Genomic DNA, 26,320 nt, shown 5'->3' with positions numbered 1-26,320 from the left:
AATGAAAAAGGGAGCATAGCTCCCTTTCTGAACACTGCTCCAGCAGAGCTATCAACCGAGGTTCGGCGCCAGCCACTTCTCGGCGGTACTGAGATCCCAGCCTTTACGTCTGGCATAGTCTTGCACCTGATCGGCCTGGATCTGGGCCACGGCAAAGTATCTGGCCTGAGGATGGGCGAAATACCAGCCAGACACTGAGGCACCGGGCCACATGGCATAGCTTTCGGTCAGTTGCATGCCCGTATTGGCTTCAACTTCCAATAAGTCCCAGATCTTCTGCTTTTCGGTATGCTCAGGACAGGCTGCATAGCCCGGCGCCGGCCTTATGCCCTGGTACTTTTCCCGAATCAGTTCGGCATTACTCAGGTTCTCATCCGGGGCATAGGCCCAGATTTCCTTACGTACCTTTTCATGCAGGTACTCGGCAAAGGCTTCGGCCAGCCGGTCAGCCACGGCTTTGACCATGATGGCATTGTAATCATCCCCGGCATCTTTGTAGGCCTGTGCCAGCTGTTCCTCGCCGATGCCGGCGGTTACCGCAAAGGCCCCCATATAGTCGCCTATGCCTGATTCTTTGCTGGCGATAAAGTCAGCCAGGCAATAGTTGGCAAACTGAGGCTTTTCGGTCTGTTGACGCAGATGGCAGGTGCCGGCCAGTACAACCTCACGACTGTCGTCGGCATAGATCTCCACGTCATCACCGACCCGGTTTGCTGCAAACAGCCCCACTACACCTTTAGCCCTTAGCCCACCGGTGCGCTCAAAGCTATCCAGCATGGCATTGGCATCGGCGAACAGGCTTTTTGCCTCTTCCCCCACCACCTCATCATCGAAAATACGTGGATACTTGCCGGCCAGTGACCAGGTCAGGAAGAACGGCGTCCAGTCTATGTACTGGCGCAATGTGGCAATATCTGCCTCAACCTTATGGACTCCGGGTTGCCTGGGTTTAACAGGTCGGTAGTCACCAAACTCTGCCACAAAAGCATTGGCGCGGGCCTGCTCCAGGGTCACCGGCTTGCTGCGGGGTTGCTTGCGGGCATGTTGCTCGCGGACCGTGTCATATTCCCGGTCAAGCTGCTCAATAAACGCCACTCTGTGGGTCTGGGAAATAAGTTTCTGACAAACCCCAACTGCCCTGGAGGCATTAGGTACATATACCACAGGACCATGGTAATTTTGCTCGATCTTGACCGCAGTATGGGCCTTGGACGTGGTTGCCCCGCCAATCAGAAGGGGCAACTCAAAGCCCTGGCGTTGCATTTCCTTGGCCACATGGACCATTTCATCCAAAGACGGCGTAATGAGACCGGACAGACCAATCATATCCACCTGTAGCTCACGGGCGGTCTGCAGTATTTTCTCACAGGGCACCATGACACCAAGGTCAATAACCTCAAAATTGTTGCATTGCAGCACCACTGCGACGATGTTCTTGCCGATATCGTGCACATCCCCTTTGACTGTGGCCAACAGTATCTTGCCGTTACTGGAACCGGCGGATTTTTCCTGCTCAATATAAGGCTGTAGGTAGGCCACCGCCTTCTTCATCACCCTGGCGGACTTGACCACTTGTGGCAGGAACATCTTGCCTTCACCGAACAAATCCCCCACCACGTTCATGCCGTCCATCAACGGTCCTTCTATGACGTGCAGGGGTTTGTCGGCCTCCTGGCGGGCGGCTTCGGTGTCTTCTTCAATAAAATCGGTAATGCCCTTGACCAGGGAATGTTCGAGGCGTTTGGTGACCGGCCAGCTCCGCCACTCCTGGGTCTCTTTCTCAATGGCCTTGCCGTCACCCTTATATTTGGGCGCCAGTTCCAGCAGGCGATCAGTGCCATCTTCTGTGCGATTTAAGATCACATCCTCCACCGCATCGCGAAGCTCGGCTGGAATATCGTCATAGACTCCCAACTGGCCGGCGTTGACGATGGCCATATCCATACCGGCGCGAATAGCGTGATAGAGAAACACCGAATGCATGGCTTCACGCACCGGCTCATTGCCACGAAATGAGAAGGACACATTGGACAGGCCTCCGGACACATGGGCATGGGGAAGATGCTGTTTGATACGCCGGGTAGCATTGATAAAGTCCACCGCATAATTGTTGTGCTCTTCAATTCCGGTGGCCACGGCAAAGATATTCGGGTCGAAGATAATGTCTTCTGGAGCAAAGCCGATTTTTTCCGTCAGCAATTTGTAGCTTCGCTGGCAAATCTCGAACTTACGATCTTCGGTGTCGGCCTGACCCACTTCATCAAATGCCATCACCACTGCCGCAGCACCATACCGCTTTATCAGTCTGGCCTGCTGCAGAAACTGGTCCTCTCCTTCCTTGAGACTGATGCTGTTGACAATGGCCTTGCCCTGCACACATTTGAGGCCCGCTTCAATCACCGTCCATTTCGACGAGTCGATCATTATGGGCACACGGGATATATCCGGCTCAGAGGCGATCAAATTAAGGAAGCGCACCATCGCAGCCTGTGAGTCCAACATGGCTTCATCCATGTTGATATCTATGATTTGTGCACCGTTTTCCACCTGCTGACGCGCCACATCCAGGGCTGTTTCGTAGTCACCATCGAGGATTAGCCGCTTGAAGCGGGCGGAGCCGGTCACGTTGGTGCGCTCGCCCACGTTGACAAAACTACTGCTGGCCTTTTCTGTTCCTCCTGAATGAACAAAAGGCTCCAGGCCGCAGAGCCGCATGCTGACCTGTGGCGTAACAGGCTTTCTGGGGGCCATATCCTTCACCGCGGTGGCGATGGCACGGATATGTTCGGGTGTGGTGCCACAACAGCCGCCGACAATGTTTAGCAGCCCGGACTGCGCCCATTCGCGGATGTGTACAGCCATTTCATCCCCATCCATATCGTACTCGCCAAACTCGTTGGGCAGGCCCGCATTGGGATGTGCCGATACCGCACAGGGGGCAATATCGCTGATCTCCTTTACGTACTGGCGCAGCAGGTCTGGTCCCAGGGCACAGTTCAGTCCGAATGAAATGGGTTTAATATGGTCAAGTGCATAGAAAAAGGCCTCGGCCGTCTGGCCAGACAGGGTACGGCCTGATGCATCGGTTATCGTGCCGGAGATCATCACCGGCAGGCGTTCATTGCGCTTATCGAATACATTCTCCACCGCAAAGGCGGCTGCCTTGGCGTTGAGAGTATCGAAAATGGTTTCAATCAGGATCAGATCCGCACCGCCCTCCATCAGCCCATCGGTGGCTTCCTCATAGGCTGTCACCAGTTCGTCGAAACTGACATTCCGCTTGCCCGGGTCGTTTACATCCGGGGAAATAGATGCGGTTCGGTTGGTCGGTCCCAACACTCCTGCCACATAGCGGGGCTTGTCCGGAGTACTGAATTTGTCCGCTGCCTGGCGGGCCAGCCTGGCGGCCTCGATATTAATTTCACGCACCAGGGCCTGCATATCGTAATCGGCCATGGCGATGGAAGTTGCGTTAAAGGTATTGGTTTCCAGAATATCAGCGCCAGCAGCAAGATACTGCTCATGGATGTCGAGGATTATCTCTGGCTGGGTCAATACCAGCAGGTCATTGTTTCCCTTGATGTCGCTGTGCCAGTCAGCAAAACGCTCACCCCGGTAGTCGGCTTCTTCCAGCTTGCATCGCTGGATCATGGTGCCCATAGCGCCATCCAGGATCAGGATGCGTTTTTTCAGGGCCTCTTCAATACTGCTTTGACTCAAAAGTCCTTCCTCGTGGCGGTTGTGGGTCAGGCGATATCTGACAGGTTGTAAGGCGTCGTCTGATACACATAGTAATTCAGCCAGTTGGTGAACAACAGACTGCCATGGGAACGCCAGGTTACCAAAGGATTCAGGTCTGGATCATCCCCGGGGAAATAGTTTTGTGGCACATCCGGGTTCAGCCCCGCCGCCAGATCGCGCCAGTATTCCTGAGACAGGGTGTCCGGATCATATTCCGGATGACCGGTGACAAACACCAGGCGCTTGTCTCTGGAGGCGGCCAAATAGACTCCGGCCTCATCGGAACTGGCCAGTACTTCCAGTTCGGTGCAGGCGGCATAATCTTCCAGCGGTACCTCGCCGAAACGGGAATGGGGAGCATTGAACAGGGGATCGAATCCCCTGAGCAATTCGTCATGCTCCAGATTAACCCGGTGAGTGAACACACCGGAGAGCTTTTCCTGACGCAATACCCTGTTGATAGAAAAATAATGATACAGCGCGGCATGGGCGGCCCAACAGAGAAACAGTGTCGACTGAACATGACGCCTGGCCCAGTCCATGACCATCTGCATCTTGTCCCAGTACTTGACATCCTCATAGTCAAGCATGGCCAGCGGCGCACCGGTAACAATCAGGCCATCATATTTCTTGCCGGCCACATCGTCGAAACGATGATAGAAGGCATCCATATGCGCCTTTGGCGTATTCTTCGGTGCCTCATGGTCGATACGGATCAGGTCCACATTGATTTGCAATGGGGTGTTGGACAACAGCCGCAGCAACTGCACCTCGGTCTCTATCTTGTTCGGCATCAGATTGAGAATGCCCACTTCAAGGGGACGAATATCCTGATGTGCCGCCCTGTCCATGCCCATCACGAAGATATTCTCCTCGCTCAGGACTTCCTGGGCCGGCAAATCATTGGGAATTCGAATGGGCATGGCATCTCTCCTGGGAAGATTAGCGTTGGGTTGGCCCACCAGGGCCAGGTAGCGATCTTGCCAAGACGTCTGGAAATGTCAACCTCTTTACGTCTAGACGTCTATAAAAGACAGATCGCCATGGACAGGAAAAGTGACGACACTGAAAGTAACACTTTTGTCGTCACCACAGACAATTGAGAATTTTTCCAATCACTTCCTATACTTGGGAAAGAGTATCCAGAGGTATAACCGATGAAACACACCACCTTGCTAACATTGAGCCTGCTGAATATGTCACTCGGGCTTCATGTCAGTGCTGCCCAGTGGAGCACAACAGAGCTTCATTATCAAAAGGGGACATTGGATGCGCCCGGATTTGTTGGTGGAGGGGATGCCAGCACCAATATCATTACCTTCCAACACGCCAGCGGCTGGAAGTATGGCGACAATTTCTTTTTTATCGACCATCTGGATGATGACAAGGTGGACGGTTTTAATGACCAGGACTGGTATGGCGAGTGGTACAGCAATTTCAGCCTCGGCAAAATCAGCGGGGCGAATGTTGGGGCCGGGTCAATCAAGGATGTTGGCATCCTGATGGGCTTTAACTGGGCCGCCGATGCCAGTGTCACCAAGTACCTGCCCGGTATTCGACTCTCCTGGGATCTGCCGGGGTTTGCCTTTCTCAATACCGATATCACTGCCTACCTGGATGACAGCAAAGGGGTAGCCAGAGGGGGGGCACCCACCGAAGACAACAGTTGGATGCTGGATGTTAACTGGGCCTACCCATTTTCAATCGGCGATCAGGACTTCTCCGTCGAAGGGCATATGGAATATATAGGCGAAAGAACCAGCGAATTCGGCACAGAGGTATCAGATTGGATCCTGGCTCAGCCACAGTTTCGCTGGGATATGGGTAAGGCCTTGTTTGACAGCAAAGGCAGCCTGTTTCTGGGTGTGGAACTGCAATATTGGCAAAACAAGCTGGGCGATGCGAATACCGATGAAGTGGCGCTTCAACTGCTGGTTGTAGCCCGTCTGTAAAATTTGTGGAGAGCATGAGATGACATACCTCAAATCGTTACCAGGTCTGCTGCTGTTACTTATTTGCACAGCGGCGACTGCAGAAGAGTTTAGCGTTGGAGTGGAAGATCTGAATTACTACCCTCATTACACCATTGAAGGGGGCGAATATAAGGGTTTTGCGCGAGCCGTTCTGGATGCCTTTGCCGAAAAGCATGGACATGTCTTTATTTACCAAGCCAGGCCTGTTACCCGGCTGTTTCATGATTATTTAAACAAAGAGCAGTTCGATTTTAAATACCCCGACAACAAGAACTGGCAGGCTGATATGAAAGCCGGCAAAAATCTGTTTTACAGCGAGCCTGTGGTAGCTTTTATTGATGGGGTCATGGTATTGCCACAAAACAAGGGGACGGGAGAGAGCCAGCTAAAAGTGCTGGGCACCATTCGCGGCTTCAGTCCCTGGACCTACATGGACCAAATCAAAGCCGGTAAAATCCGCATGCAGGAAACCTCAGAGTTCGTTCAGTTGCTGAAAATGGCGGTAAACGGACGGGTTGATGGCTCCTACCTGAATATCGACGTGGCCCGCTATCAGTTGGAGGCCGAACTGAATCAGGCCAGTGCCCTGGTATTTGATGACAGCTTGCCCTACGCCAAAGATAACTATCATCTTTCAACCATCAAGCACCCGCAAATCATTGAGCAATTCAACGCATTCTTAACTGATGAGCACGAACTGATTGAAAAGATGAAAGCGGAATACGGGTTAATGGTGGAGTAACGCTTTTCTCAGCACCAGAAAGCAGCCTCTGCACGTGGTCAGTCTGTGCAACGATGTGATAGCAGCCCTGACACCGTCCCCTGCAACAACAAGGCCCCGTTACGGGGCCTTGTTGTTATTGACATTACAACACTTCGGCAGAGGCGCCCTCTTCAGCCTTAACGGTTTTTTTCAGCAGCAACTTATCACGCAACTGCTTTTCGATGGCGTCGGCCATTTCCGGCTTTTCCTTGAGGTATTTGACCACGTTGGCTTTGCCCTGGCCAATACGCTCGCCGTTGTAGCTGTACCAGGCGCCAGCCTTTTCGACAAACTTATGCAGCACGCCCATGTCGATCAGTTCGCCTTCCTTGCTGATACCTTCCCCATACATGATGTTGAACTCGGCCTGCTTGAACGGTGGCGCGACCTTATTCTTGACCACCTTGACGCGGGTTTCACTGCCCACCACTTCGTCGCCTTCCTTGACCGCACCGATGCGACGGATATCCAGACGAACCGAGGCGTAAAACTTCAGGGCGTTACCCCCGGTTGTGGTCTCGGGGTTGCCGAACATGACACCGATTTTCATCCGAATCTGGTTGATAAAGATACACAGGGTATTGGAACGCTTGATATTGCCGGTCAGCTTACGCAGGGCCTGGGACATCAGTCTGGCCTGCAGCCCCACATGGGAGTCCCCCATCTCGCCTTCAATCTCGGCCCTGGGGGTCAGGGCAGCAACAGAGTCCACCACCACCACATCGACAGCACCGGAACGTACCAGCATGTCACAAATTTCCAGGGCTTGTTCACCGGTATCAGGCTGGGAAACCAGCAACTCTTCCACATTGACACCCAGCTTTTCCGCATAAACCGGATCCAACGCATGCTCGGCGTCCACAAACGCACAGGTCTTGCCCATACGCTGAGCCTGGGCAATAACCTGCAGGGTAAGGGTGGTTTTACCGGAAGATTCCGGTCCGTAAATTTCCACCACACGGCCACAAGGTAAGCCACCAATACCCAGGGCTACATCGACCCCCAGGGAACCGGTGGAAATAGCTTCAATGTCCATGGCCTGATTGTCGCCCAGACGCATGATGGCCCCCTTGCCAAACTGTTTTTCTATTTGTCCCAGGGCGGCGGACAGGGCCTTGGCTTTGTTGTCTTCCATTATTCGCTCCTTAACTGAGCCGTTTAGCAGTAGTCTGATATGGGAGAAGTATACTGTATAACCATACAGTTACAAGTGGGGTCGAAAAGATTTTTTATCGCCGGACAAGGAGAGTCTGTCAGCTTTTTTGTCATCCGGAGAGACTGTCCCAAAAGTTTTCAGGAACGCGCCAGTACCAGGGCCTGTTCGAGGGCATGATCGATGGCCTGCTGACGAATCTCCAACCGGTCACCCGTGAATCGCTGATGCAGACTAATCACCTTGTTTGCACTGGCAATGCCAAACCATACTGTGCCCACCGGTTTCTCCGGACTGCCCCCTTCGGGGCCGGCTATACCACTCACCGCCACGGCCAGGTCCGCTCTGGCAGCCTTAAGCGCACCGCTCGCCATCTGCTCCACAGCCTGTTCGGAGACGGCTCCGTATACAATCAAGGTTTGTGGATCCACCTCCAACACTTCGGTTTTGGCCTCATTGGAGTAGGTTATATAGCCGCGTTCAAACCAGCCTGAACTTCCAGATATGCTGGTAATGGCGTATCCTATGCCCCCTCCAGTGCAGGATTCGGCGCAGGTCATTTTCCAGCCCTTGCTTTTCAGGGCTTCGCCCAGTTGCTGAGCCAGGCTCAGACTCGAATCTGCCATTGTCATATGTATATCCCTTATAACGACTAGAATAGCGCCATTATGCCTTCTGATAATTTAGCCATGCAAGCCGGCCTCTTTAATGAGCAGAATATAGCCCAGCACACGCCCATGATGCAGCAGTATCTGCGCATCAAGTCCGAACATCCCGGCATTTTGCTTTTTTATAGGATGGGGGACTTCTACGAGCTCTTTTACGAGGATGCCAAGCGGGCAGCGCAACTGCTGGATATCTCACTGACGGCACGGGGCAAATCCGGCGGCGATCCCATTCCCATGGCCGGTGTGCCCTATCATGCGGTAGAAGGCTACCTGGCCAGATTGGTCAGGATGGGCCAGTCGGTGGCTATCTGTGAACAGATTGGCGATCCTGCCACCAGCAAGGGGCCGGTGGAACGCAAGGTTACACGCATCGTCACCCCGGGCACCATCACAGACGAAGCCCTGCTAGATGACCGGCGGGATAATCTGCTGGCGGCCGTCTGGCAGGGAGCAGAGGGTTTTGGCTATGCCACCCTGGAGCTGTCCAGTGGACGCTTCAGCCTGTGCGAGTTGCCCGGCGAGGAAGCCCTGCTGGCCGAGATACAACGCAGCCAGCCCGCGGAGCTTTTGTATGCAGAGGGCATGGCCTCCTTCCATCTAATCGAACAGCGCAAAGGCCTGCGCCGTCGTCCTCAGTGGGAGTTCGATCTGCACACGGCCACCAACCAATTGAACCAGCAGTTCGGCACCCGTGAACTGAGCGGTTTTGGCGTGGAAAAGGCCTTGTTGGGTCTGTGCGCCGCAGGTTGTGTCATTCAGTACGTCAAGGATACCCAGCGCGCTGCCCTGCCCCATATCCGCTCCATCCGCATGGAAACCCAGACCGATACGGTGCAGATGGATGCCGCCACGAGGCGCAATCTGGAGCTCACTCAGAACCTGGCCGGTGGCTTTGAAAACACCCTGGCCTCGGTACTGGATAAAACCAGCACCGCTATGGGCAGCCGGCTGCTGCAAAGATGGTTGCACCGTCCCCTCACCGACAGCAAGCAGCTAAATGAGCGACAAGACAGTATTGCCGCACTGATGGATGCGGATCTGCAGGAGCTGCACGGCTATCTGAAGCTGGTGGGTGATATCGAGCGGGTATTGGGACGATTGGCCCTGCGCAGTGCCAGGCCCAGGGATTTTGCCCGTTTGCGTCAGGCATTTGGCCAGTTGCCGTCCATTGGCAGTTTTTTGGCCAGTTTAACCAGTGCTCCCCTGGATAGCCTGGCTAGACAGATCAATACTTTTCCCGACCAGTTGGAGCTGTTGGAACGGGCTATCGTCGAGAGCCCTCCTGTGCTGATCCGCGACGGTGGTGTCATTGCCCCGGGTTTCAATGCGGAACTGGATGAACTGCGCGCCCTGTCAAAAGGTGCCACAGATTATCTGGAAAAACTGGAAGCGCGGGAAAAAGCACGCACCGACATCCCAACCCTGAAGGTGGGATTTAACAGGGTCCATGGTTATTACATCGAAGTCAGCCGGGGCTACGCAGATCTGGTACCAGCCGAGTATGTTCGCAGACAAACCCTGAAAAACAACGAACGTTACATTATCCCTGAACTCAAGGAATATGAAGACAAGGTGCTGACCAGCCAGAGCCGCGCTCTGACTCTGGAAAAACAACTCTATGACGCCTTGTTTGACCAGTTGTTGCCGCAGTTGTTCGAGCTCCAGGTGAGCGGTGCTGCCCTGGCCGAGTTGGACGTGCTGAGCAACCTGGCGGAGCGGGCACTGAGTCTGGATTATCAGCGACCGGTTTTTACCGGACAGCCTGGTGTTCAGTATGACCGGGGGCGTCATCCGGTGGTAGAGCAGGTAATGGATGAGCCTTTTATCGCCAACCCACTGGCGCTGGACAATCACCGTCGCATGCTGATCATCACCGGGCCTAATATGGGTGGGAAATCCACCTATATGCGCCAGACAGCGTTAATTGTATTGATGGCGCATATCGGCAGCTACGTCCCGGCAGAAAACGCCCGCATTGGTCCGGTGGACAGAATATTTACCCGTATCGGCGCCTCGGATGATCTGGCGTCCGGACGCTCCACTTTTATGGTGGAAATGACCGAAACGGCCAATATTCTCAACAATGCAACCGCCAGCAGTCTGGTGCTGATGGACGAGATAGGCCGCGGCACCAGCACTTATGATGGCTTGTCGCTGGCCTGGGCCACTGCCTGTTATCTGGCCGAACAGATTGGCGCCTTTACCCTGTTTGCCACTCACTACTTTGAACTGACCCAATTGGCCGACAACATGCCGCAACTGGCTAACGTGCATCTGGATGCGGTGGAACATGACGAAGGCATCAGCTTTATGCACGCGGTCCAGGAAGGGGCAGCAAACAGAAGTTACGGCCTGCAGGTAGCGCAACTGGCCGGCGTGCCCAGAAGTGTGATCCACGCTGCCAGGCACAAACTACAGGAACTGGAGCGAAGCGAAGGAGGCGCCAAAGCCCATATGCAAGCCAGACCCATACCTATTCAGATGGACTTTGCCGAGTTGGACAATCCACTGAGCAAAGCGCTCAAAGCGGTCAATCCGGATGAACTGACCCCCAGACAGGCGCTGGACAAGCTGTATGAGTTGAAGAAGCTGAGTGACAAGTGACAAGTGACAAGTGACAAGTGACAAGCAAATTAGCATCCCGGTGATTCGCTGCCTGTCCCTCGGTTTGTGACGATAATTCATTGAGTGATAAGGGCATCTTCAGTATACTATTTTCCCGTCCTGAAGAAGAATCCCAACTGCTAAACTCAATGACTGACGCCAGGGTCAGCACTGCCGGTTTCTGCATGCTGGATTGGATTCCCGATTAACTCCCAAGTCTTAGGTTTCGCATGACAAACTATATTTTCGTGACGGGTGGTGTGGTTTCATCACTGGGTAAAGGTATTGCGGCTGCTTCACTGGCTGCCATTCTCGAGGCCCGGGGCCTGAAAGTGACCATGCTGAAGCTGGATCCCTATATCAACGTGGATCCCGGCACCATGAGCCCCATCCAGCACGGTGAAGTGTTTGTCACAGACGACGGCGCCGAGACGGACCTGGATCTGGGTCACTATGAGCGTTTTATCCGCACCCGTATGACCAGCCGCAACAACTTCACCACCGGCCGGGTGTACGAAGAAGTCATCAAGCGTGAGCGGCGCGGCGACTATCTGGGCGCCACCATCCAGGTGATCCCCCATATTACCAATGAGATTAAGCGCCGGGTTGTCGAAGGAGCCGAAGGTGTCGATGTGGCCATCGTCGAGATTGGCGGTACGGTAGGCGATATCGAATCCCAGCCGTTTATCGAAGCGATTCGTCAGTTGGGCACCGAAATTGGCCGTGAACGCGCCCTGTATATGCACCTGACCCTGGTGCCTTACATGGCCGCCTCGGGTGAAACCAAGACCAAACCTACCCAACATTCCGTCAAGGAACTGCGTTCGGTGGGGATCCAGCCGGATATTCTGGTATGCCGCTCCGAAGTGCCACTGCCGTCCAATGAGCGAGCCAAGATTGCTCTGTTCACCAATGTCAATGACAAGGCAGTTATCTCACTGCGTGATGTGGACAGTATTTATCGTATTCCCGCCATGCTCAAATCCCAGGGGCTGGATGAACTGGTGGTCAAACGCTTCGGTCTGGAATGTCCGGAGGCGGACCTGTCCGAGTGGGAACAGGTGTTGTATGCGGAGTCTAACCCTAACGGCGAAGTTACCATCGGCATGGTGGGCAAATACGTTGCCCTGCCAGATGCTTACAAATCAGTCAACGAAGCCCTCAAGCACGCAGGTCTGAAGAATCGTCTGACGGTCAACATCCAGTATATCGATTCCCAGGATATCGAAAGTAAGGGCACCGGTCTGTTGGAGGGTCTGGATGCCATTCTGGTGCCAGGCGGATTCGGTGAGCGTGGTATTGAGGGCAAAATCATGGCGGTGCAGCACGCCAGGGAAAACAAAATTCCTTACCTGGGCATCTGTCTTGGCATGCAGGTGGCAGTGATCGAGTATGCCAGAAACGTAGTGGGCATGCAGAACGCCAACAGTACCGAGTTCGACCCGGCCAGCCCTTATCCTGTAGTGGGTCTGATTACCGAGTGGCTGGATAGCGACGGTAGCCTGGAAACCCGCAGCGAGAGCTCCGATCTGGGTGGCACCATGCGTCTGGGCAGTCAGCTATGCCACTTGATCAAAGGCACCAAGGTCTATGATATGTACGGCAGCGAAACCATTTACGAGCGCCACCGGCATCGCTATGAAGTGAACAACAACCTGCGGCCACAGATTGAAAAAGCTGGCCTGAAGGTAACCGGGTTGTCCACCGACAAACGTCTGGTGGAGATTGTGGAAATTGAAGATCACCCTTGGTTTGTGGCCGGTCAGTTCCACCCGGAATTTAACTCTACACCACGCGACGGCCATCCTCTGTTTGAGGGTTTTGTAGCTGCCGCGGGGCAATATCATAAGAAAAACAATTGATCGGCGCCCCGGCGTCTTAACAAGAATATGCCCGGCGCCTGTTCTGAAAGGGCAGGCAGATGGGCCAATCCATTTCAGAGGCAACAATGTCAAAAATCAGCAAGATCATCGGCCGCGAGGTGATGGACTCCCGCGGTAATCCCACAGTAGAAGCAGAAGTCTATCTGGAAAACGGCGCCTGGGGACGGGCCTGCGCTCCTTCCGGGGCCAGCACCGGCTCACGGGAAGCCCTCGAGCTGCGTGACCATGACAAGTCACGCTATCTTGGCAAAGGCGTGCTGAAGGCCGTGGATGCGGTCAACAACAACATCCAGTCTGCGCTGTTGGGACAAGACAGTCAGGATCAGCAGAAAATTGACAAGATCATGATCGACCTGGACGGCACCGAGAACAAAGAAAAGCTGGGTGCCAACGCCATCCTCGCCGTGTCGCTGGCTAACGCCAAGGCGGCCGCCATGGACAAAGGTATTCCCCTTTATCAGCATATCGCCGATCTGAACGGCACCTCCGGTGTGTACAGTATGCCGGTGCCCATGATGAATATTATCAATGGTGGCGAGCATGCCGACAACAACGTGGACATCCAGGAATTTATGGTGCAGCCGGTCGGCGCACCCAGCTTTCGCGAAGCGTTGCGCATGGGCGCAGAAATCTTCCATCAGTTGAAAAAAGTGCTGGCCTCCAAGGGGCTGAACACTGCAGTAGGTGATGAGGGAGGCTTTGCCCCCAACCTTAAATCCAACGAAGAAGCCCTGTCGGTGATTGCCGAAGCCGTCTCTGCGGCCGGTTATACGCTTGGCAAGGACATCACCCTGGCGCTGGACTGTGCCGCCTCCGAGTTCTACCGCGACAACCAGTATCATCTGACCGGTGAAGACAAGGTATTCAACTCCGAAGGCTTTGGCGACTATCTGTCCACGCTGACAGAAAAATACCCCATCGTTTCCATCGAGGATGGTCTGGATGAGAGCGACTGGGACGGTTGGGCCAGCCTGACCAGGAAGCTGGGCGACAAGGTGCAACTGGTCGGCGACGATCTGTTTGTCACCAATACCAAAATCCTGAAAAGGGGCATCGACAACGGGATTGCCAACTCTATCCTGATCAAATTCAATCAGATTGGCTCCCTGACCGAAACCCTGGAAGCCATTCGCATGGCCAAAGAAGCCGGTTACACGGCGGTTATTTCTCATCGCAGTGGCGAGACCGAGGACGCCACCATCGCCGATCTGGCGGTGGGCACCGCAGCCGGTCAGATAAAAACCGGCTCTTTGTGTCGCTCTGATCGCGTGGCCAAATATAACCAATTGCTGCGCATCGAAGAGCAACTGGGCGATAAAGCCACCTATGGCGGCCGTAAAGAAATCAAGGGCCAGGCCTAGTGTTGAGAGGGGGAGACTAACCTCCCCCTTTTTGCCAACTACTCCATGCAGTCCGGCCAGACAGACATCTTTCGCGATGACCAAGCGCAGCTCCATTACGCCGAACTGTGCAACGCCCTGTATGAGAGAGAACTGCTCAGTCTGGCCCAATCCAGCAATCTTTCCCTGTTAAAAAGACGTCTTAAAGGGCTCAGTCACCATATAAAACGGGTTGCCAGTAGTATGTTGGCGCATCAGGGACCACTGGAGCTGGATATCCATAACGCCAGTTGGCAGGCCAGACATGCGGCTCACTGCCCAGGCCATGGCAGTGACGGCAAACTCTTTGAATGGTTACACAAGCATGCCTGTCTCGGATTGCCGGTGCCGGTCTGGCTTGGTGAGCTGGGCTGTGAACATCTGGAGCTGGACAGCGTGGACCGTATCGACAGAGAGAACCGGTGCCTTCACCTGAACAAACATGGCTGGTTTAGTCTGGATGGTACTCATCAGGATCATCAGTACCTGGAAACCAGGAAGCTGTTGCTTCCGACCAAACCCACCCTGACCGCCGCCTGTTGTGGCCATAGCTGGAAACACCAGCGTCGCACCCAGCCCCGTACCCTCAGTCTGCGTGAGTTGTTATTATCCAACCAGATTAACTGGAAGAATTTCAGGAAACCTTTGTAGGCCCATAGCCGTTGCGTCTGCCCACGCTATACCGTTATTTTTCTGGATGCTGAGAACTGACAACTGAACGCGGATAACTCCGTTACCGGCGCAGCTCCGGCGGGATCGGTAGTTCTTTGGCCAGCGGCTTGGGCCGTTTGCCACGCCCCTTACGCCAGGTTTTAAGCTGATATACATAAGCCAGTACCTGGGCTACGGCCATAAAGAGCTTTTCCGGAATTTCATGATTGGGCTCAGTGGAGTAGTAAATCGCCCGCGCCAGCATGGGGGATTCCACAATAGGCACTTCATGGGCATTGGCGATCTTACGGATATGCATGGCCAGCTCGTCGGTGCCCTTGGCCACCAGCACCGGGGCCCGGTTGCCCTTCTGATCGTATGTCAACGCCACTGAGTAGTGGGTGGGGTTGGTCACCACCACATCGGCCTTGGGCACTTCCTGCATCATGCGCCTCGCCGCAGCCTGGAATTGCAGGCGGCGGATACGGCTTTTCACCTCAGGACTACCTTCGGCGTTTTTGCGTTCGTCCTTGACTTCCTGTTTGGTCATTTTCATCTGTTCGTCATGCTTGTACTTCTGGTAGGGCACGTCAAAGGCCGCAATGGGGATCAGAGCGCAACAGATGATAAGGAAGATCCAGCCCATCAACTCCAGAGCATGGAACACGTTGCGAGGATAGAGCTCCATATCCAGATGCAATGCTTCATTGCTGAAAAATTTCAACGCCAGGTAGGTAGTAGCGGCCACGACGATGAACTTGGCCAGGGCTTTTAACAACTCCACTATGCCATTGGGTCCGAACATGCGTTTAAGGCCGGCAAGCGGGTTAAGTTTATTTGCCTTGGGCGCAGCCGACTCCCAGGTAAAGTTATAACCGCCCAGGGCAATACTGCCGTAGATACCAGCGACGGTAACAATAACCATATAGAGAGACACCGGGCCAATAACTTCTCCCAGGCTGGTGCCCCAGGCCTGGAACATATGATTACTGTCATAGGTTTCGTCCCGGGACAGGGTAAACATGCGCTGCATCACCCGGAATAACGCCACAGCGATGCCCTGTCCGAACAGCAGCAAGGCTGTGGCACTGCCAATCAGCACCAGGGTGGTGGAAAGTTCCCGGGAACGGGCAATCTGACCCTTGTTGCGTGCCTGCTCGAGTTTTTTCGACGTGGGGTCTTCTGTTTTCTCGTGAGCGTCTTCAGCCATCCGAATACCTCGTCAGGGGGGACAAATCTGCAGGAGCTGACACATAAAAAGTTGTGCCCGCTGCCACTGCATCTCGAAATGATGGGTAAAGTTATCCAGTGTCAGCCAGATAATGATCAGGCCCACTATCTGGGCAATGGAAAAGCCAATGGTAAAGACATTGAGCTGTGGAGCCGCCTTGGTCATCACACCAAAAGCCAGATTGATGATCAACAGGGAAACCATTGGCGCCAGTGACAGGGTCAGTGCGGCGATAAACATCCAGCCGCCCCAATGGGCTATCTCCCTGAACTGTTCCGGGGTAAAGGTGCCCGTGCCGATTGGGAAGGCGTCAAAGCTCATCACGATCATCTTGATCATGGCCAGATGACCATCGAACGCCCAGAACAGCAAAGTGGCCAGGATCAGGTAGAACTGTCCCACAGCAGGCACATTGATGCCGTTGACGGGATCGACAATCGAAGCGAAGCCCAGGCCTGTCTGCATAGCCACAACCTGGCCCGCCAGCACGAATGTATTTAACACCAGGGTGGAGATAAAACCTATGGCCACGCCAATCAGCAACTGCTGAATAACCATCAGCCAGGTACCCACAGAAAATACCTGCTCGACCGGCGCCGGGGGAACCACCGGCATGATCAGCACCGTCAGAAACAGGGTCAGCAGGGCACGGACCGAGGGTGGCATGGTCTTGGCGCTGATCCCCACCATCGCCGCAAACAGGCCGCTGATGCGCATAAAAGGCAGCAACAGGTCGGCCATATACTGGGTAATGGTAGTGGCGAGGATTTCCATCAGTCGCTGCGCTTTTGTGACATGTGACAAGTGACGAGTGACGAGTGACAAGATGGATTCCGTCCTGCGCGGGAATGACAGCGTGCAACACTGACAACTGAAAACTGAAAACTGATCACTTTAACCTACCACCTCGGGTATTCTGTGGACCATTTCGAAAAAGAATTCCATCAACTGGTTGGTCAGCCAGTGGCCGCCCCAGGAGAGGGCCAGCAGGGTGACAATCAGTCTGGGCAGAAAGTTAATGGTCTGCTCGTTAATGGAGGTGGCCGCCTGGAAGACAGATACAATCAGGCCCACAAACAGACTGGGCAGGATTATGGCCGAAACCAGCAGGATAACCATCTGCAGGGCTTCTCGCAGGATGTCGACAAAGACTTCTGGTGCCATGATTCCTCCTACATGCCAAAACTGGTGGCCAGGGTGCCAAAAATCAGATTCCAGCCATCCACCAGCACAAACAGCATCAATTTAAAGGGCAGTGCCACGATCATGGGCGAGAGCATCATCATACCCATGGCCATCAGTACCGACGCTACCACCAGATCCAGGATCAAGAACGGAATAAACAGCATAAAGCCGATCTGAAAAGCGGTTTTCAGCTCGCTGGTGACAAACGCCGGGATCAGCACCTGCATCGGCACCTCCTCGGGACTTTGGAACTGACCTTCGTAACCGCCAATCTCCACAAAGGTCTCCAAATCCTTGACCCTGGTCTGTGACAGCATAAAGGCGCGCATGGGCTCCTTGGCCCTTTCATAGGCCTGTACCGAAGTGATCTCCTCGTCCAGGTAAGGTTGCAGAGCAGTCTGATTAATCTGCTCAAATACCGGCGCCATAATAAACAGGCTGAGAAACAGGCTCACCCCTATCAGCACCTGGTTGGGCGGCGACTGCTGCAAACCAATGGCCTGGCGCAGGATGGACAGCACCACAATGATACGGGTAAATGAGGTCATCATCATGATAAAGGCCGGGATCAGGCTGAGCGCTGTCATGATCGCCAGCACTTGCAGCGTCATGGTGTAATCCTGACTGCCGTCGGGATTGGTGGTGACAGTCAAGGCTTTGACACCGGGCGCGGCCAGGGCTTGTTCAGGCAGAAGCAGCGAAAACCCAACCAGCAGGAGCAGCCACTTAATCATGGTGCGCCCCCTTTTTTCCCTGTCCCTGCATAAACAGACTGAGCTTGTCTTTAAAGCTTTCCCCGTCCGCTTTTTGGACTTCGATGGGATGCTCGAGCTTGGCCAGATGATTGATGTTCTGGGTCGTGATCCCGAGCAAATGCTGTTCCTGGCCCACTTCGATGACCAGGATCCGTTCGCGGGTGCCCAGCGCCATGGAGCCGATCACCTTAAGCTGGGCGCTACCGGTATGGGTGACGTTAAACCGGCGCAGCAAATAGCCCAACATGAAGACCAGGGCGATCACCAGCACCAATGACAACAAAATCGACAAATAATCGACGGGGCTGCTTAAGGGCTTATTGTCGGCAAAAGCAAGGGGAGAGAAACACGCCAAGCTGGCAAAGGCCAGCTTAGCAACTGATTTATCTGAGTTTTTTAATACGTTCGATTTGACTGATGACATCGGTGAGGCGGATCCCGAACTTATCGTTAACGACTACTACCTCACCATGAGCAATCAGCGTGCCATTTACCAACACATCCAGGGGCTCACCGGCCACCCTGTCCAGTTCCACCACCGAACCCTGGTTCAGCTGCAGCAAATTGCGGATACTGATATGGCTGCGTCCCACCTCCATGGAGATGGTCACCGGAATGTCCAGTATGGTATCCAGCTTACGTTTTTCTTCACCGCTTATCTGGGTGTCATCCTGCAATTCGTCCAGCTCAGCAACCTGGACCTCGCCTTTGCCCTCGCCTTCCTCGGCTTCGGCCTGCTCAGCCATGGCTGCTGCCCAGTCGTCCATTGCATCATCATTCTTGTCGTCGTTCTCGTTACTCATTTTGTTACCTCGCTCGTTACGCTGCCCGGTGCAAACCCGGCAGTGGCAAACTTATAAATCGTCTTCCAGGCTGGCCAGCTCGGCATCGCTGTCGAGACGGCGCCCCCCTTTGGTCAGCAGCTGCAGTTCAGACTTCACGGACGTGGGCCTGGGGATCTTCTCTGTGATCTTCAGGGCCACATTGTCACGGGAGCGGCCCATCTTAGTGCGGAAGGTTGGCAGATCTTCAACAAAGAGCACCACATGTTCGGGCAGTTCGATGGGGATCACATCCCCTTCCTTCAAATCCATCACTTCCTGCAAAGACAGTTCGATATCCATCAGGGAGGCGGAAATTTCCACCTGCACATCCATGATTTCGTCGCGCAGCGCCTTACTCCAGCGCAGATCGGTATCTTCCTTGTCGCTCTGCACGCCTGCATCTAGCAATTCCCGGATGGGCTCAAGCATGGAGTAAGGCAGGGCCACGTGAAAATCACCGCCGCCGCCATCCAGCTCAATGTGGAAAGAACTGATCACCACCACTTCGGTGGGGCTGACAATATTGGCCATGGCCGGGTTCACTTCAGAGTCCAGATACTCGAAGGACACATCCATGACCGGCGCCCAGGCTTCTTTATAGTCTTCAAATATCAGCTTGAGCAGCATCTGGATAATCCGCCGCTCGGTGGGCGTGAATTCACGCCCTTCAATCTTGGCGTGGTAACGCCCATCGCCGCCGAAGAAGTTATCCACCAGGATAAAGACCAGCCGGGCCTCCATGGTAATCAGGCCGGTGCCCTTCAGCGGTCTGAATCGCACCATATTCAAACTGGTGGGTACGAACAGGGTATGCACATACTCGCCGAACTTGATCATCTGGATGCCGTTAATGGACACTTCGGCGCTGCGACGCATCATATTGAACAGACTGACCCGCATATGTCTGGCAAAGCGTTCGTTGACGATCTCCAGGGTCGGCATCCGACCCCGTACTATGCGATCCTGGGAAGAAAAGTCATATTCCAGCGCCGAGCCGCCGGCTCCGCCGCTTTCGACTTCTTCTTCTTCGACTTCATCGACACCGTGTAATAGGGCGTCAATTTCGTCCTGGGATAATAAATCGCTCACACTGACTGTCCTATTGCATTACAAAACCGGTAAACAGCACCTGGGCCACCACATCTCTGCCCACAATGTCTTGCATGACCTTTTTGACTTCTTTTATCGCCTGTTCCCTGAGCGCCACCTTACCTGCTTCGGTCACCAGGTCGTCGGCATTGGCGCTGGAGAATACCCGCAGCAAGGTCCCCTCTATCAGGGGAATATGCATCTTGGCTGCCTCTTCGTTATCGGCGCCTCTGACCATCAACTGAACCTTAATCTCTACCAGACGGTCACGACCCGTTCCCGGAACATTGAAGACAAAGGGTCTGGGCATCGCCACATACAGGGCTGTACCCATTTGTGCACTGGATGCCGGTGCGCTGGGGGCTTCCCCCGGGGTCGCACTCATGCTTTGTTCGGGCATAGGCTCCTCAGAGCCGCCAAGCATGAAAAACGCGCCGCCCCCCCCAAGGATAAGCACGGCGGCGGCAATGATGATGATCATCATCTTGTTCTTCTTGCCACCCTCTTCCATTTCCAGTTCTTTTTCAGCCATCAGACATCTCTCATAGTTTGCTTTGCCTCATTATCCCTGAGGATAAGGGCAAAGCCTACCGACCCGCTAGACAAAATAGTCAATTCCGCCCAGGGCGCCGTTGACCACTTTTAACTCAGCAGCGCTTTCCGGCCCCATCTGTTCGGCATCTTCTGACTGACCAGAAGCCAGTTGCTGCTCAGTATCACCCGGTTGGCGTCCCTTGCTGTCCTGTTGTACCGAAGACTGCCCAAGCTCAATACCTTTCTCGGCAAGCATCTCCCTGAGCCTGGGCACCGCCTGATCCAGCATGTCCCTGGCCTGCTGGTTCTGAACCACGAAACTGACACTGGCCTGATCCCCCTGCATGTTGATGCGAATCTGCATGGATCCCAGATCCGGCGGGTCGAGGCGGATATCGGCGCTCATATTGCCCTGATTGACCAGCAATCTGACCCGCTCGGCCAACTGAATGGCCGCCTCGGGCTTGGCAATGTTGATAGCCTTGTCAAACTGGGACAGTTGCTGAGCGGTGGCCGGCTTGCTGGTGTCCGCCATCAGCGATTGAGTCTCCAGCCCAGCCACTTTCTCGGTGACCAGCCGTAATGGCTCTGCTGCTTCGTTTCTTGCCATTGAAGCCGTCTCCGGCATGGCCGAAAGCTGCTGTACCATCTGCTGAACCTTCTGTGTCATCTCTTCGGTACCTGCCATCTCTTTGGGCAGGCTGGCGGCAACCAGGGACTGCAAATCCAGTCCTGGCTCACGTCCTTGCTTCTGCTGCGACCTGTATTCTTCTATTCCCGCTTTCAGGCTGGCAATAAAGCTCCTGGCAATCTCAGGGTCCATGTCTTTAACAGGCAACCTGTCGACCAGGTTCTGCAGGTTTTTGTCCAATTCCTGCTCCGGGAGTCCCGCCAACACCTCCAGGCTGATGACCGGACTTTTACCTTTGCTGTCAGATTCTGTTGAACCTGTACCCAACTTAGACTGTATTGCCAGATCCACTTTTTCACCTGAGGGTGACGCCAGCAAAGCCAAATCTTCCGCATTGATGCTTTCGGGCAACACTGCCTGCTGCGACAAAGTGGCCTGCAGTTGCTGTTTCATGGGTTCACTGAGCCAGTCCACCGGGATCTTCCCACCAGTGGACAAGTCGCGTCCTGGAGACACAAACTCTGCCAACTGACTGAGAATCTGTTGCGGTGTGAGTTCCTGTTTTTGCCATTGAGTCAGTTGTGTCTGGAACTCCTGCAATTTCCCCGCTTCTTCGAGACTGGCCATCAATGCTTTACTGTCCAGACCCAGGGAGACCAACAGCTCCCTAGCCTCCGATTCCAGTTCTGACCCATTGACAAAGGAGGGAGCCTTCTCATCGGTTAGCTGAACACCGGCCTCAGCATCCCTGTCTACCTCTTGACTCTGTTTAACCTGCATCAACTGATAGACAAGCTTCAACCATTCTTCATCCACATAATCATTCTCTGACTCATCCGGTGTTTTTCCCAGCAGTGTGGGAGATGCCTGGTCCTTCTCTTCTTTTTCCTGGACGCTGGGATCCCTGACAACCTCAGTCTGACCTTTTGCGTTCTGCGGCGGTTGTGATTCCTCGGCGGGGGCGGCAGCCTCTGAAGTTTCTGCTTGCCCGGCGTCTTTTATGGATTTTTCTCCTGTTTGAGAGGCTTGGCCAGATATAACAGAGCTTGTCTTTTTCTCCGCTTCCTGGCCTTTGTGCTCAACCGGCCTGTCAGGATTCCGTCGCGGCTCTGGCTTGGGTCTGACAGGTTCGGCAAAGTGGCGCTCGTCGTACCGGTCCCGCTCAGACAGTTTCTGCTTCTGTTGCTCAGACAAATGGGTTGAGAACTGTTCATTGCCGCCGGCGCTGCCAGCGAGTGAATTCCTCTCAGCGGCATCACCCTGGGTGGCAATCTTAGGGAGGGTGGCGGCAATTTGTTGCATCATCGGGGTTTTCCCACTGTTGGCTTAAATCAGGCTACCAAATGTAACCATATGATTTACATGTGTTTTACTAATTAAGCGCTAAATAAGAACTTTGTCGGGCAGTGACCGTGCGCTTGTCTGTTGTAGATATGGCAATTTACGTTCCAACTTTCCTGGCAGCCTGATCCCACTCCATGCTCGGCTAGTGCTGTCCGCTTCGAGGTGTCCTGCGGATAAAACGCTGCAAGGCCACCTCATCCAGAAGGGCTTGTTCCCGCTTGTCCTCAAGCTGCTGTTTCTGCTGCCGTTTTTTCTCAAGCAGCATCTCCACGGCCTTGCGCTTTTGTTGTTGCCTGAGCCAGATCCCTTTGCGCTGCTCCGCCGCGGCCCTGGCCCTTGCCAGCATCTGGGACTGCTGCTGACAGGCTTTATCCAGCTTGTCGATAAAGGCCTGATGCTGGGCAAAAGACAACGCGCCCAGGCTCTGATTGGCCCGTTGCTGGAGCTGGCGCAGATAATCGAGGCGATAACTTTGCAAGCCTGTTAGCTTTTGTTGGTTGGTCTGTACATTCTGCTGAGCCAGACGATAATCCCGGGCCAGCTTGTCTTCCTTCTCCTGCTCCCATTTAGCCACTTGTTCCAACTGCCGGGTGGACATCAGCCTTCACCCAGGCCCTGAGCCAGTTCGCTCATATCCTGCAGGGACTCGTCGTATGGCAGCACCTGTTTCATACCCTGCTGCAAAAAGCGGTTGATAACGGGTTCGGCTTTGATGGCCAGATCGATACGCGGATCCGTCCCCTTGGCATAGGCCCCGATGCTAATCAAATCCCGGTTCTGCTGATAATTGGAATACACCTGCTTAATGCGGCGCGCTGCCTTAAGGTGCTCGTCACTGACCACCATGGGCATCACCCGGCTGATGGATCCTTCCACATCGATGGCCGGATAGTGGCCGCTGTCAGACAGACGACGGGACAACACCACGTGCCCGTCCAGAATGGCACGGGCCGAATCCGCGACCGGATCCTGCAGGTCATCCCCTTCGGTCAGCACCGTATAAAAAGCCGTGATGGAACCCTGATTGTCGCTTCCGTTGCCTGCCCGTTCCACCAGTGCCGGCAATCTGGCGAATACGGATGGCGGGTAGCCTTTGGTGGCCGGCGGCTCGCCCACCGCCAGGGCGATTTCCCGTTGGGCCATGGCATAACGGGTGAGAGAGTCCACTAACAGCAGTACGTTCATGCCCTGGTCACGAAAATACTCGGCAATGGCTACGGCCGTCTCACAACCTTTGAGTCGCATAAGGGGTGAGGTGTCGGCAGGCGCCGCTACCACCACGGATTTTTGACGCTCCTCATCGCCCAGAATATCCTGGATAAACTCCTTGACCTCCCGGCCCCGCTCGCCGACCAGGCCCACCACTACCACGTCGGCCACTGTGCCTCGGGTCATCATGCCCAGAAGAACACTCTTACCCACCCCGGATCCTGCGAACAGGCCCATACGCTGGCCCACCCCTACGGTGATCAGAGAGTTGATGGCCCTAACACCCACATCCAGTGGCTGGGTGATGGGACGACGCAGTAAGGGATTGATTGGCGGCCTGGTAAGAGGAATAAGTTTGTCGGGCTTGATCTTGCCCAATCCGTCCAGTGGCTGACCATTGCCATCCACTACCCGGCCAAGCAACTCCATGCCGACCGGAATCCCCTGCTCCCGGCTCAACGGCTGCACCCGGGATCCCGGCACAATACCGCGTACCGCCTCAGTAGGCATGAGATAGGTAATATTCTCGGCAAAGCCCACCACCTCGGCTTCGATTTCACCGTCGATGGTTTGCACCAGACACTGGCTGCCGACCGGCATCTGACAGCCGACCGCTTCCAGGGTCAGACCAATGCCGCGCACCAGCTTACCGGCAGCCACTGTCTGGGCCTGGGGCACCTGCTGCCGGTACTGGCTGATTCTGTCTTTTAAGCTTTGCATGAGGGCATACTCACCTTGGGCTGTCATGCTGAGCTCGTTTCAGCACCTTCGTTTTTTGTACGAGTTCCAAAAATTACTTCGGGATAACAATTAGCTGTTCACTCAGAAGCGAAAAACTGCTGCTCAATCCTCATGGGATGACAATCCCTGTTCCAGCAAGAACTTGTCCAACACCTGTCTGACCCGCCTCTCGATGGTCACATCAACGGCATTGGTTTGTGTGACTATGTCACAGCCGCCGCGCTGCATACCAGGCGCCTCGATAAACTGCCAGTGATGCGACTCAATCTCCTGCTCCGGAATATGTCCTTTGAGCAATTCGATATCCTGGGGATTCATGTGCAACTGGTAACGTTTCTCCCCGATGGGGAGTACTTTGAGGCCTTCGCTGAGGGCCTGGGAAATGATTTTCTCATTGGTCTGTACTTCTGCACGAATCACGGCCCTGGCCAGGGACACCGCCAGTTGGACCAACTCTGTTTCCAGCTCCTGGTCCACCTGCGCTACCGGTTTGGTCAGCTTCTCCGCCAGGGATTTCCACAGGGCAGCCGCTTCATCAATCTGATCTTTTGCCGCTGCCAGACCTTCGGCCCGGCCTGATTCCAGCCCCTGCTCGGTGCCCTGCGCCATGCCCTGCTCAAAACCTTCCTGGTGGCCTTTCTGCCGTCCTTCGCTCAGCCCCTGTTCCAGCCCTTCCTGATAAGCGGATTGGCGGATAGCCTCTATCTCTTCGGCGGTAGGGGGCAGAATCTCCTCTTCAGCCTCTGGAGGTTCATACTTCCAGTCACTGGTCTTGTTGATGGCGTTGGTTTTATCCGGTTCCCGGGTGCCCTCGTCTTCAACAAAGGGCAAATCCCAGGAGCGGACTTTGTCCTGACTGCCGTATTTGTGGATCTTGGATGCGCTCATTCATTGTCCAGACAAAGGTTACAGGAACTCGTCGCCACCGCCGCCACCGAGCATGATTTCGCCCGCGTCGGCCAGGCGACGGGCCACAGAGAGGATTTCCTTCTGCGCGGCTTCCACTTCGCTGATACGCACCGGGCCCATGGCCTCCAGGTCGTCGAGCAGCATTTCTGCCGCCCGTTTGGACATGTTCTTGGTGATCTTCTCCTTGACCTCGTCGTCGGCGCCCTTGATGGCCTTGAGCAGGGCATCCTGCTGTACTTCGCGCAAAATGGTCTGGATCGCCCGGTCGTCCACATCCGCCAGGTTGTCGAACACGAACATCAGATCCTGGATCTGCTGGCTCATCTCTTCGTCCTGCTCGCGGATGGCATCCATTAACTGACCTTCGATATTGGTGTCCAGGTAGTTCATGATGTCGGCGGCCGACTTCAGGCCGCCCATCTTGGCTGCCTGGGCACCGGCCTGACCGGCAAATTGTTTCTCCATGATTTCGTTCAACTCCTGCAAGGCTGCTGGCTGGACTTCTTCCAGATTGGCGATTCGCATCATCAGATCCAGGCGGACCTTCTCCGGGAACTGGGCGATGATCTCCGCAGATTGTTCGGCATCCAGGTAAGACAACACGATAGTCTGGATCTGCGGGTGTTCGTTACGGATGATGCTGGCCACCTGCTTGGAATCCATCCATTTGAGTGAATCCAGACCTTTGGCGCCGCCCCCCATCAGGATTTGGTCTATCAGATTGGCGGCTTTATCTTCACCTAATGCTGCCGTCAGGGCTTTTCTGACAAACTCCTGGCTCTGGAAGCCGATGGTACTGTAGTTCTGGATCTCCTCGATAAAATGTTTGTGCACCGCGGTGATCTTGTTCTGGGTCATGTCTTCCATGCTGGCCATGGCTGAACCCAGTTTCTGCACCTGCTTGGGTTCCAGGTGCTTGAGGATCTGCGCGGCATCTTCCTCCGACAGGCTCAGCAGCAGGATGGCAGCCTTCTCGACACCTTCAAGCTTACTGACATCATAGCCTGTGGGTTCGGCCTGTTCCTGGACTTGGGCAACTTGTTTGGTAGCCAT

The 26,320-nt window shown here is 54.6% G+C and carries 23 protein-coding genes; 6 read left to right on the top strand and 17 right to left on the bottom strand.

The window, feature by feature from the left end; translation table 11 throughout:
- Positions 1 to 51: 51 nt before the first annotated feature.
- Together metH and metA are read right to left on the bottom strand one after the other, a co-directional pair.
- Positions 52 to 3,720 carry a methionine synthase gene (metH, locus tag J0A66_RS17625; RefSeq protein WP_206575169.1) on the bottom strand — a complete coding sequence of 1,223 codons (3,669 nt, stop codon included), beginning with the start codon at positions 3,718 to 3,720 and terminating at the stop codon, positions 52 to 54.
- Positions 3,721 to 3,746: 26 nt separating this feature from the next.
- A complete protein-coding gene (metA, locus tag J0A66_RS17620; protein ID WP_206575168.1) occupies positions 3,747 to 4,664 on the bottom strand; it encodes a homoserine O-acetyltransferase MetA in 918 nt (305 codons plus the stop codon).
- Positions 4,665 to 4,898: 234 nt separating this feature from the next.
- Between metA and J0A66_RS17615 the strand changes: the two genes are divergently transcribed.
- Positions 4,899 to 5,693, top strand: a complete 795-nt coding sequence (locus tag J0A66_RS17615; protein ID WP_206575167.1) for a nucleoside-binding protein — start codon at positions 4,899 to 4,901, stop codon at positions 5,691 to 5,693.
- 19 nt (positions 5,694 to 5,712) lie between these two features.
- Positions 5,713 to 6,456 carry a transporter substrate-binding domain-containing protein gene (locus tag J0A66_RS17610; protein ID WP_206575166.1) on the top strand — a complete coding sequence of 248 codons (744 nt, stop codon included), beginning with the start codon at positions 5,713 to 5,715 and terminating at the stop codon, positions 6,454 to 6,456.
- Between the two features lie 124 nt (positions 6,457 to 6,580).
- Here the strand turns inward: J0A66_RS17610 and recA are convergent, their stop codons facing one another.
- On the bottom strand, positions 6,581 to 7,612 hold the full coding sequence (gene recA, locus J0A66_RS17605; RefSeq protein WP_206575165.1) for a recombinase RecA: 1,032 nt from the start codon (positions 7,610 to 7,612) through the stop codon (positions 6,581 to 6,583).
- A gap of 158 nt (positions 7,613 to 7,770) precedes the next feature.
- Complete coding sequence (locus J0A66_RS17600; RefSeq protein WP_206575237.1) at positions 7,771 to 8,256, bottom strand: CinA family protein; 486 nt, start codon at positions 8,254 to 8,256, stop codon at positions 7,771 to 7,773.
- 42 nt (positions 8,257 to 8,298) lie between these two features.
- On the opposite strand from J0A66_RS17600, the gene mutS reads away from it, so the two are divergent.
- From mutS to J0A66_RS17580, 4 genes are all read left to right on the top strand, one after another.
- A complete protein-coding gene (gene mutS, locus J0A66_RS17595) occupies positions 8,299 to 10,902 on the top strand; it encodes a DNA mismatch repair protein MutS (protein ID WP_439098880.1) in 2,604 nt (867 codons plus the stop codon).
- A gap of 230 nt (positions 10,903 to 11,132) precedes the next feature.
- The gene (gene pyrG / locus J0A66_RS17590) at positions 11,133 to 12,764 is read left to right on the top strand and encodes a CTP synthase (RefSeq protein WP_206575163.1); all 1,632 of its coding nucleotides are present in this window, start codon (positions 11,133 to 11,135) and stop codon (positions 12,762 to 12,764) included.
- Positions 12,765 to 12,850: 86 nt separating this feature from the next.
- Positions 12,851 to 14,146, top strand: a complete 1,296-nt coding sequence (gene eno / locus J0A66_RS17585) for a phosphopyruvate hydratase (protein WP_206575162.1) — start codon at positions 12,851 to 12,853, stop codon at positions 14,144 to 14,146.
- Positions 14,147 to 14,191: 45 nt separating this feature from the next.
- Positions 14,192 to 14,815, top strand: a complete 624-nt coding sequence (locus tag J0A66_RS17580; protein ID WP_206575161.1) for a hypothetical protein — start codon at positions 14,192 to 14,194, stop codon at positions 14,813 to 14,815.
- A gap of 82 nt (positions 14,816 to 14,897) precedes the next feature.
- On the opposite strand, the gene flhB is transcribed toward J0A66_RS17580, so the two are convergent.
- The 13 genes from flhB to fliG all read right to left on the bottom strand — a co-directional run bounded on the left by flhB (position 14,898) and on the right by fliG (position 26,320).
- Complete coding sequence (gene flhB / locus J0A66_RS17575) at positions 14,898 to 16,025, bottom strand: flagellar biosynthesis protein FlhB (protein WP_206575160.1); 1,128 nt, start codon at positions 16,023 to 16,025, stop codon at positions 14,898 to 14,900.
- A gap of 12 nt (positions 16,026 to 16,037) precedes the next feature.
- The gene (gene fliR / locus J0A66_RS17570; RefSeq protein ID WP_206575236.1) at positions 16,038 to 16,820 is read right to left on the bottom strand and encodes a flagellar biosynthetic protein FliR; all 783 of its coding nucleotides are present in this window, start codon (positions 16,818 to 16,820) and stop codon (positions 16,038 to 16,040) included.
- Between the two features lie 120 nt (positions 16,821 to 16,940).
- Complete coding sequence (gene fliQ / locus J0A66_RS17565; RefSeq protein WP_206575159.1) at positions 16,941 to 17,210, bottom strand: flagellar biosynthesis protein FliQ; 270 nt, start codon at positions 17,208 to 17,210, stop codon at positions 16,941 to 16,943.
- An 8-nt stretch (positions 17,211 to 17,218) separates the two neighbouring features.
- Positions 17,219 to 17,965, bottom strand: coding sequence for a flagellar type III secretion system pore protein FliP (gene fliP / locus J0A66_RS17560; protein ID WP_206575158.1), 747 nt, complete (start codon positions 17,963 to 17,965; stop codon positions 17,219 to 17,221).
- Positions 17,958 to 18,278: a flagellar biosynthetic protein FliO gene (gene fliO, locus J0A66_RS17555; protein WP_241264276.1), complete on the bottom strand. Its 321-nt coding sequence runs from the start codon at positions 18,276 to 18,278 to the stop codon at positions 17,958 to 17,960. Before fliO ends, fliP begins: the two co-directional genes overlap by 8 nt.
- Positions 18,279 to 18,369: 91 nt before the next feature.
- On the bottom strand, positions 18,370 to 18,789 hold the full coding sequence (gene fliN / locus J0A66_RS17550; protein WP_206575156.1) for a flagellar motor switch protein FliN: 420 nt from the start codon (positions 18,787 to 18,789) through the stop codon (positions 18,370 to 18,372).
- A 51-nt stretch (positions 18,790 to 18,840) separates the two neighbouring features.
- On the bottom strand, positions 18,841 to 19,899 hold the full coding sequence (gene fliM / locus J0A66_RS17545; RefSeq protein WP_206575155.1) for a flagellar motor switch protein FliM: 1,059 nt from the start codon (positions 19,897 to 19,899) through the stop codon (positions 18,841 to 18,843).
- A 10-nt stretch (positions 19,900 to 19,909) separates the two neighbouring features.
- Positions 19,910 to 20,431, bottom strand: a complete 522-nt coding sequence (gene fliL / locus J0A66_RS17540) for a flagellar basal body-associated protein FliL (protein WP_206575154.1) — start codon at positions 20,429 to 20,431, stop codon at positions 19,910 to 19,912.
- 66 nt (positions 20,432 to 20,497) lie between these two features.
- Positions 20,498 to 22,369, bottom strand: coding sequence for a flagellar hook-length control protein FliK (locus J0A66_RS17535; protein ID WP_206575153.1), 1,872 nt, complete (start codon positions 22,367 to 22,369; stop codon positions 20,498 to 20,500).
- 181 nt (positions 22,370 to 22,550) lie between these two features.
- A complete protein-coding gene (gene fliJ, locus J0A66_RS17530; protein WP_206575152.1) occupies positions 22,551 to 23,006 on the bottom strand; it encodes a flagellar export protein FliJ in 456 nt (151 codons plus the stop codon).
- On the bottom strand, positions 23,006 to 24,337 hold the full coding sequence (fliI, locus tag J0A66_RS17525; RefSeq protein ID WP_206575235.1) for a flagellar protein export ATPase FliI: 1,332 nt from the start codon (positions 24,335 to 24,337) through the stop codon (positions 23,006 to 23,008). Before fliI ends, fliJ begins: the two co-directional genes overlap by 1 nt.
- A 123-nt stretch (positions 24,338 to 24,460) precedes the next feature.
- A complete protein-coding gene (gene fliH / locus J0A66_RS17520; protein WP_206575151.1) occupies positions 24,461 to 25,246 on the bottom strand; it encodes a flagellar assembly protein FliH in 786 nt (261 codons plus the stop codon).
- 18 nt (positions 25,247 to 25,264) lie between these two features.
- Positions 25,265 to 26,320, bottom strand: coding sequence for a flagellar motor switch protein FliG (fliG, locus tag J0A66_RS17515; protein ID WP_206575150.1), 1,056 nt, complete (start codon positions 26,318 to 26,320; stop codon positions 25,265 to 25,267).

The sequence above is a fragment of the Bowmanella dokdonensis genome (genome assembly GCF_017254865.1).
GTDB classification, from domain to species: Bacteria; Pseudomonadota; Gammaproteobacteria; order Enterobacterales; family Alteromonadaceae; genus Bowmanella; species Bowmanella dokdonensis.
Note: the sequence above shows the minus strand (reverse complement) of the source record. Positions and strands in the feature narration are given on the sequence as shown.

Bases quoted from the DNA above. Each gene is read 5' to 3' on its own strand.
- J0A66_RS17600 (WP_206575237.1), bottom strand. From the start codon at position 8,256: ATGGCAGATTCGAGTCTGAGCCTGGCTCAGCAACTGGGCGAAGCCCTG.
- fliJ (WP_206575152.1), bottom strand. From the start codon at position 23,006: ATGTCCACCCGGCAGTTGGAACAAGTGGCTAAATGGGAGCAGGAGAAG.
- eno (WP_206575162.1), top strand. From the start codon at position 12,851: ATGTCAAAAATCAGCAAGATCATCGGCCGCGAGGTGATGGACTCCCGC.
- fliH (WP_206575151.1), bottom strand. From the start codon at position 25,246: ATGAGCGCATCCAAGATCCACAAATACGGCAGTCAGGACAAAGTCCGC.
- fliR (WP_206575236.1), bottom strand. From the start codon at position 16,820: ATGGAAATCCTCGCCACTACCATTACCCAGTATATGGCCGACCTGTTG.
- mutS (WP_439098880.1), top strand. From the start codon at position 8,299: ATGCCTTCTGATAATTTAGCCATGCAAGCCGGCCTCTTTAATGAGCAG.
- pyrG (WP_206575163.1), top strand. From the start codon at position 11,133: ATGACAAACTATATTTTCGTGACGGGTGGTGTGGTTTCATCACTGGGT.
- metA (WP_206575168.1), bottom strand. From the start codon at position 4,664: ATGCCCATTCGAATTCCCAATGATTTGCCGGCCCAGGAAGTCCTGAGC.
- J0A66_RS17580 (WP_206575161.1), top strand. From the start codon at position 14,192: ATGCAGTCCGGCCAGACAGACATCTTTCGCGATGACCAAGCGCAGCTC.
- recA (WP_206575165.1), bottom strand. From the start codon at position 7,612: ATGGAAGACAACAAAGCCAAGGCCCTGTCCGCCGCCCTGGGACAAATA.
- fliG (WP_206575150.1), bottom strand. From the start codon at position 26,320: ATGGCTACCAAACAAGTTGCCCAAGTCCAGGAACAGGCCGAACCCACA.
- J0A66_RS17615 (WP_206575167.1), top strand. From the start codon at position 4,899: ATGAAACACACCACCTTGCTAACATTGAGCCTGCTGAATATGTCACTC.
- fliL (WP_206575154.1), bottom strand. From the start codon at position 20,431: ATGGCTGAAAAAGAACTGGAAATGGAAGAGGGTGGCAAGAAGAACAAG.
- J0A66_RS17535 (WP_206575153.1), bottom strand. From the start codon at position 22,369: ATGATGCAACAAATTGCCGCCACCCTCCCTAAGATTGCCACCCAGGGT.
- fliQ (WP_206575159.1), bottom strand. From the start codon at position 17,210: ATGGCACCAGAAGTCTTTGTCGACATCCTGCGAGAAGCCCTGCAGATG.
- flhB (WP_206575160.1), bottom strand. From the start codon at position 16,025: ATGGCTGAAGACGCTCACGAGAAAACAGAAGACCCCACGTCGAAAAAA.
- fliP (WP_206575158.1), bottom strand. From the start codon at position 17,965: ATGATTAAGTGGCTGCTCCTGCTGGTTGGGTTTTCGCTGCTTCTGCCT.
- fliI (WP_206575235.1), bottom strand. From the start codon at position 24,337: ATGCAAAGCTTAAAAGACAGAATCAGCCAGTACCGGCAGCAGGTGCCC.
- J0A66_RS17610 (WP_206575166.1), top strand. From the start codon at position 5,713: ATGACATACCTCAAATCGTTACCAGGTCTGCTGCTGTTACTTATTTGC.
- fliN (WP_206575156.1), bottom strand. From the start codon at position 18,789: ATGAGTAACGAGAACGACGACAAGAATGATGATGCAATGGACGACTGG.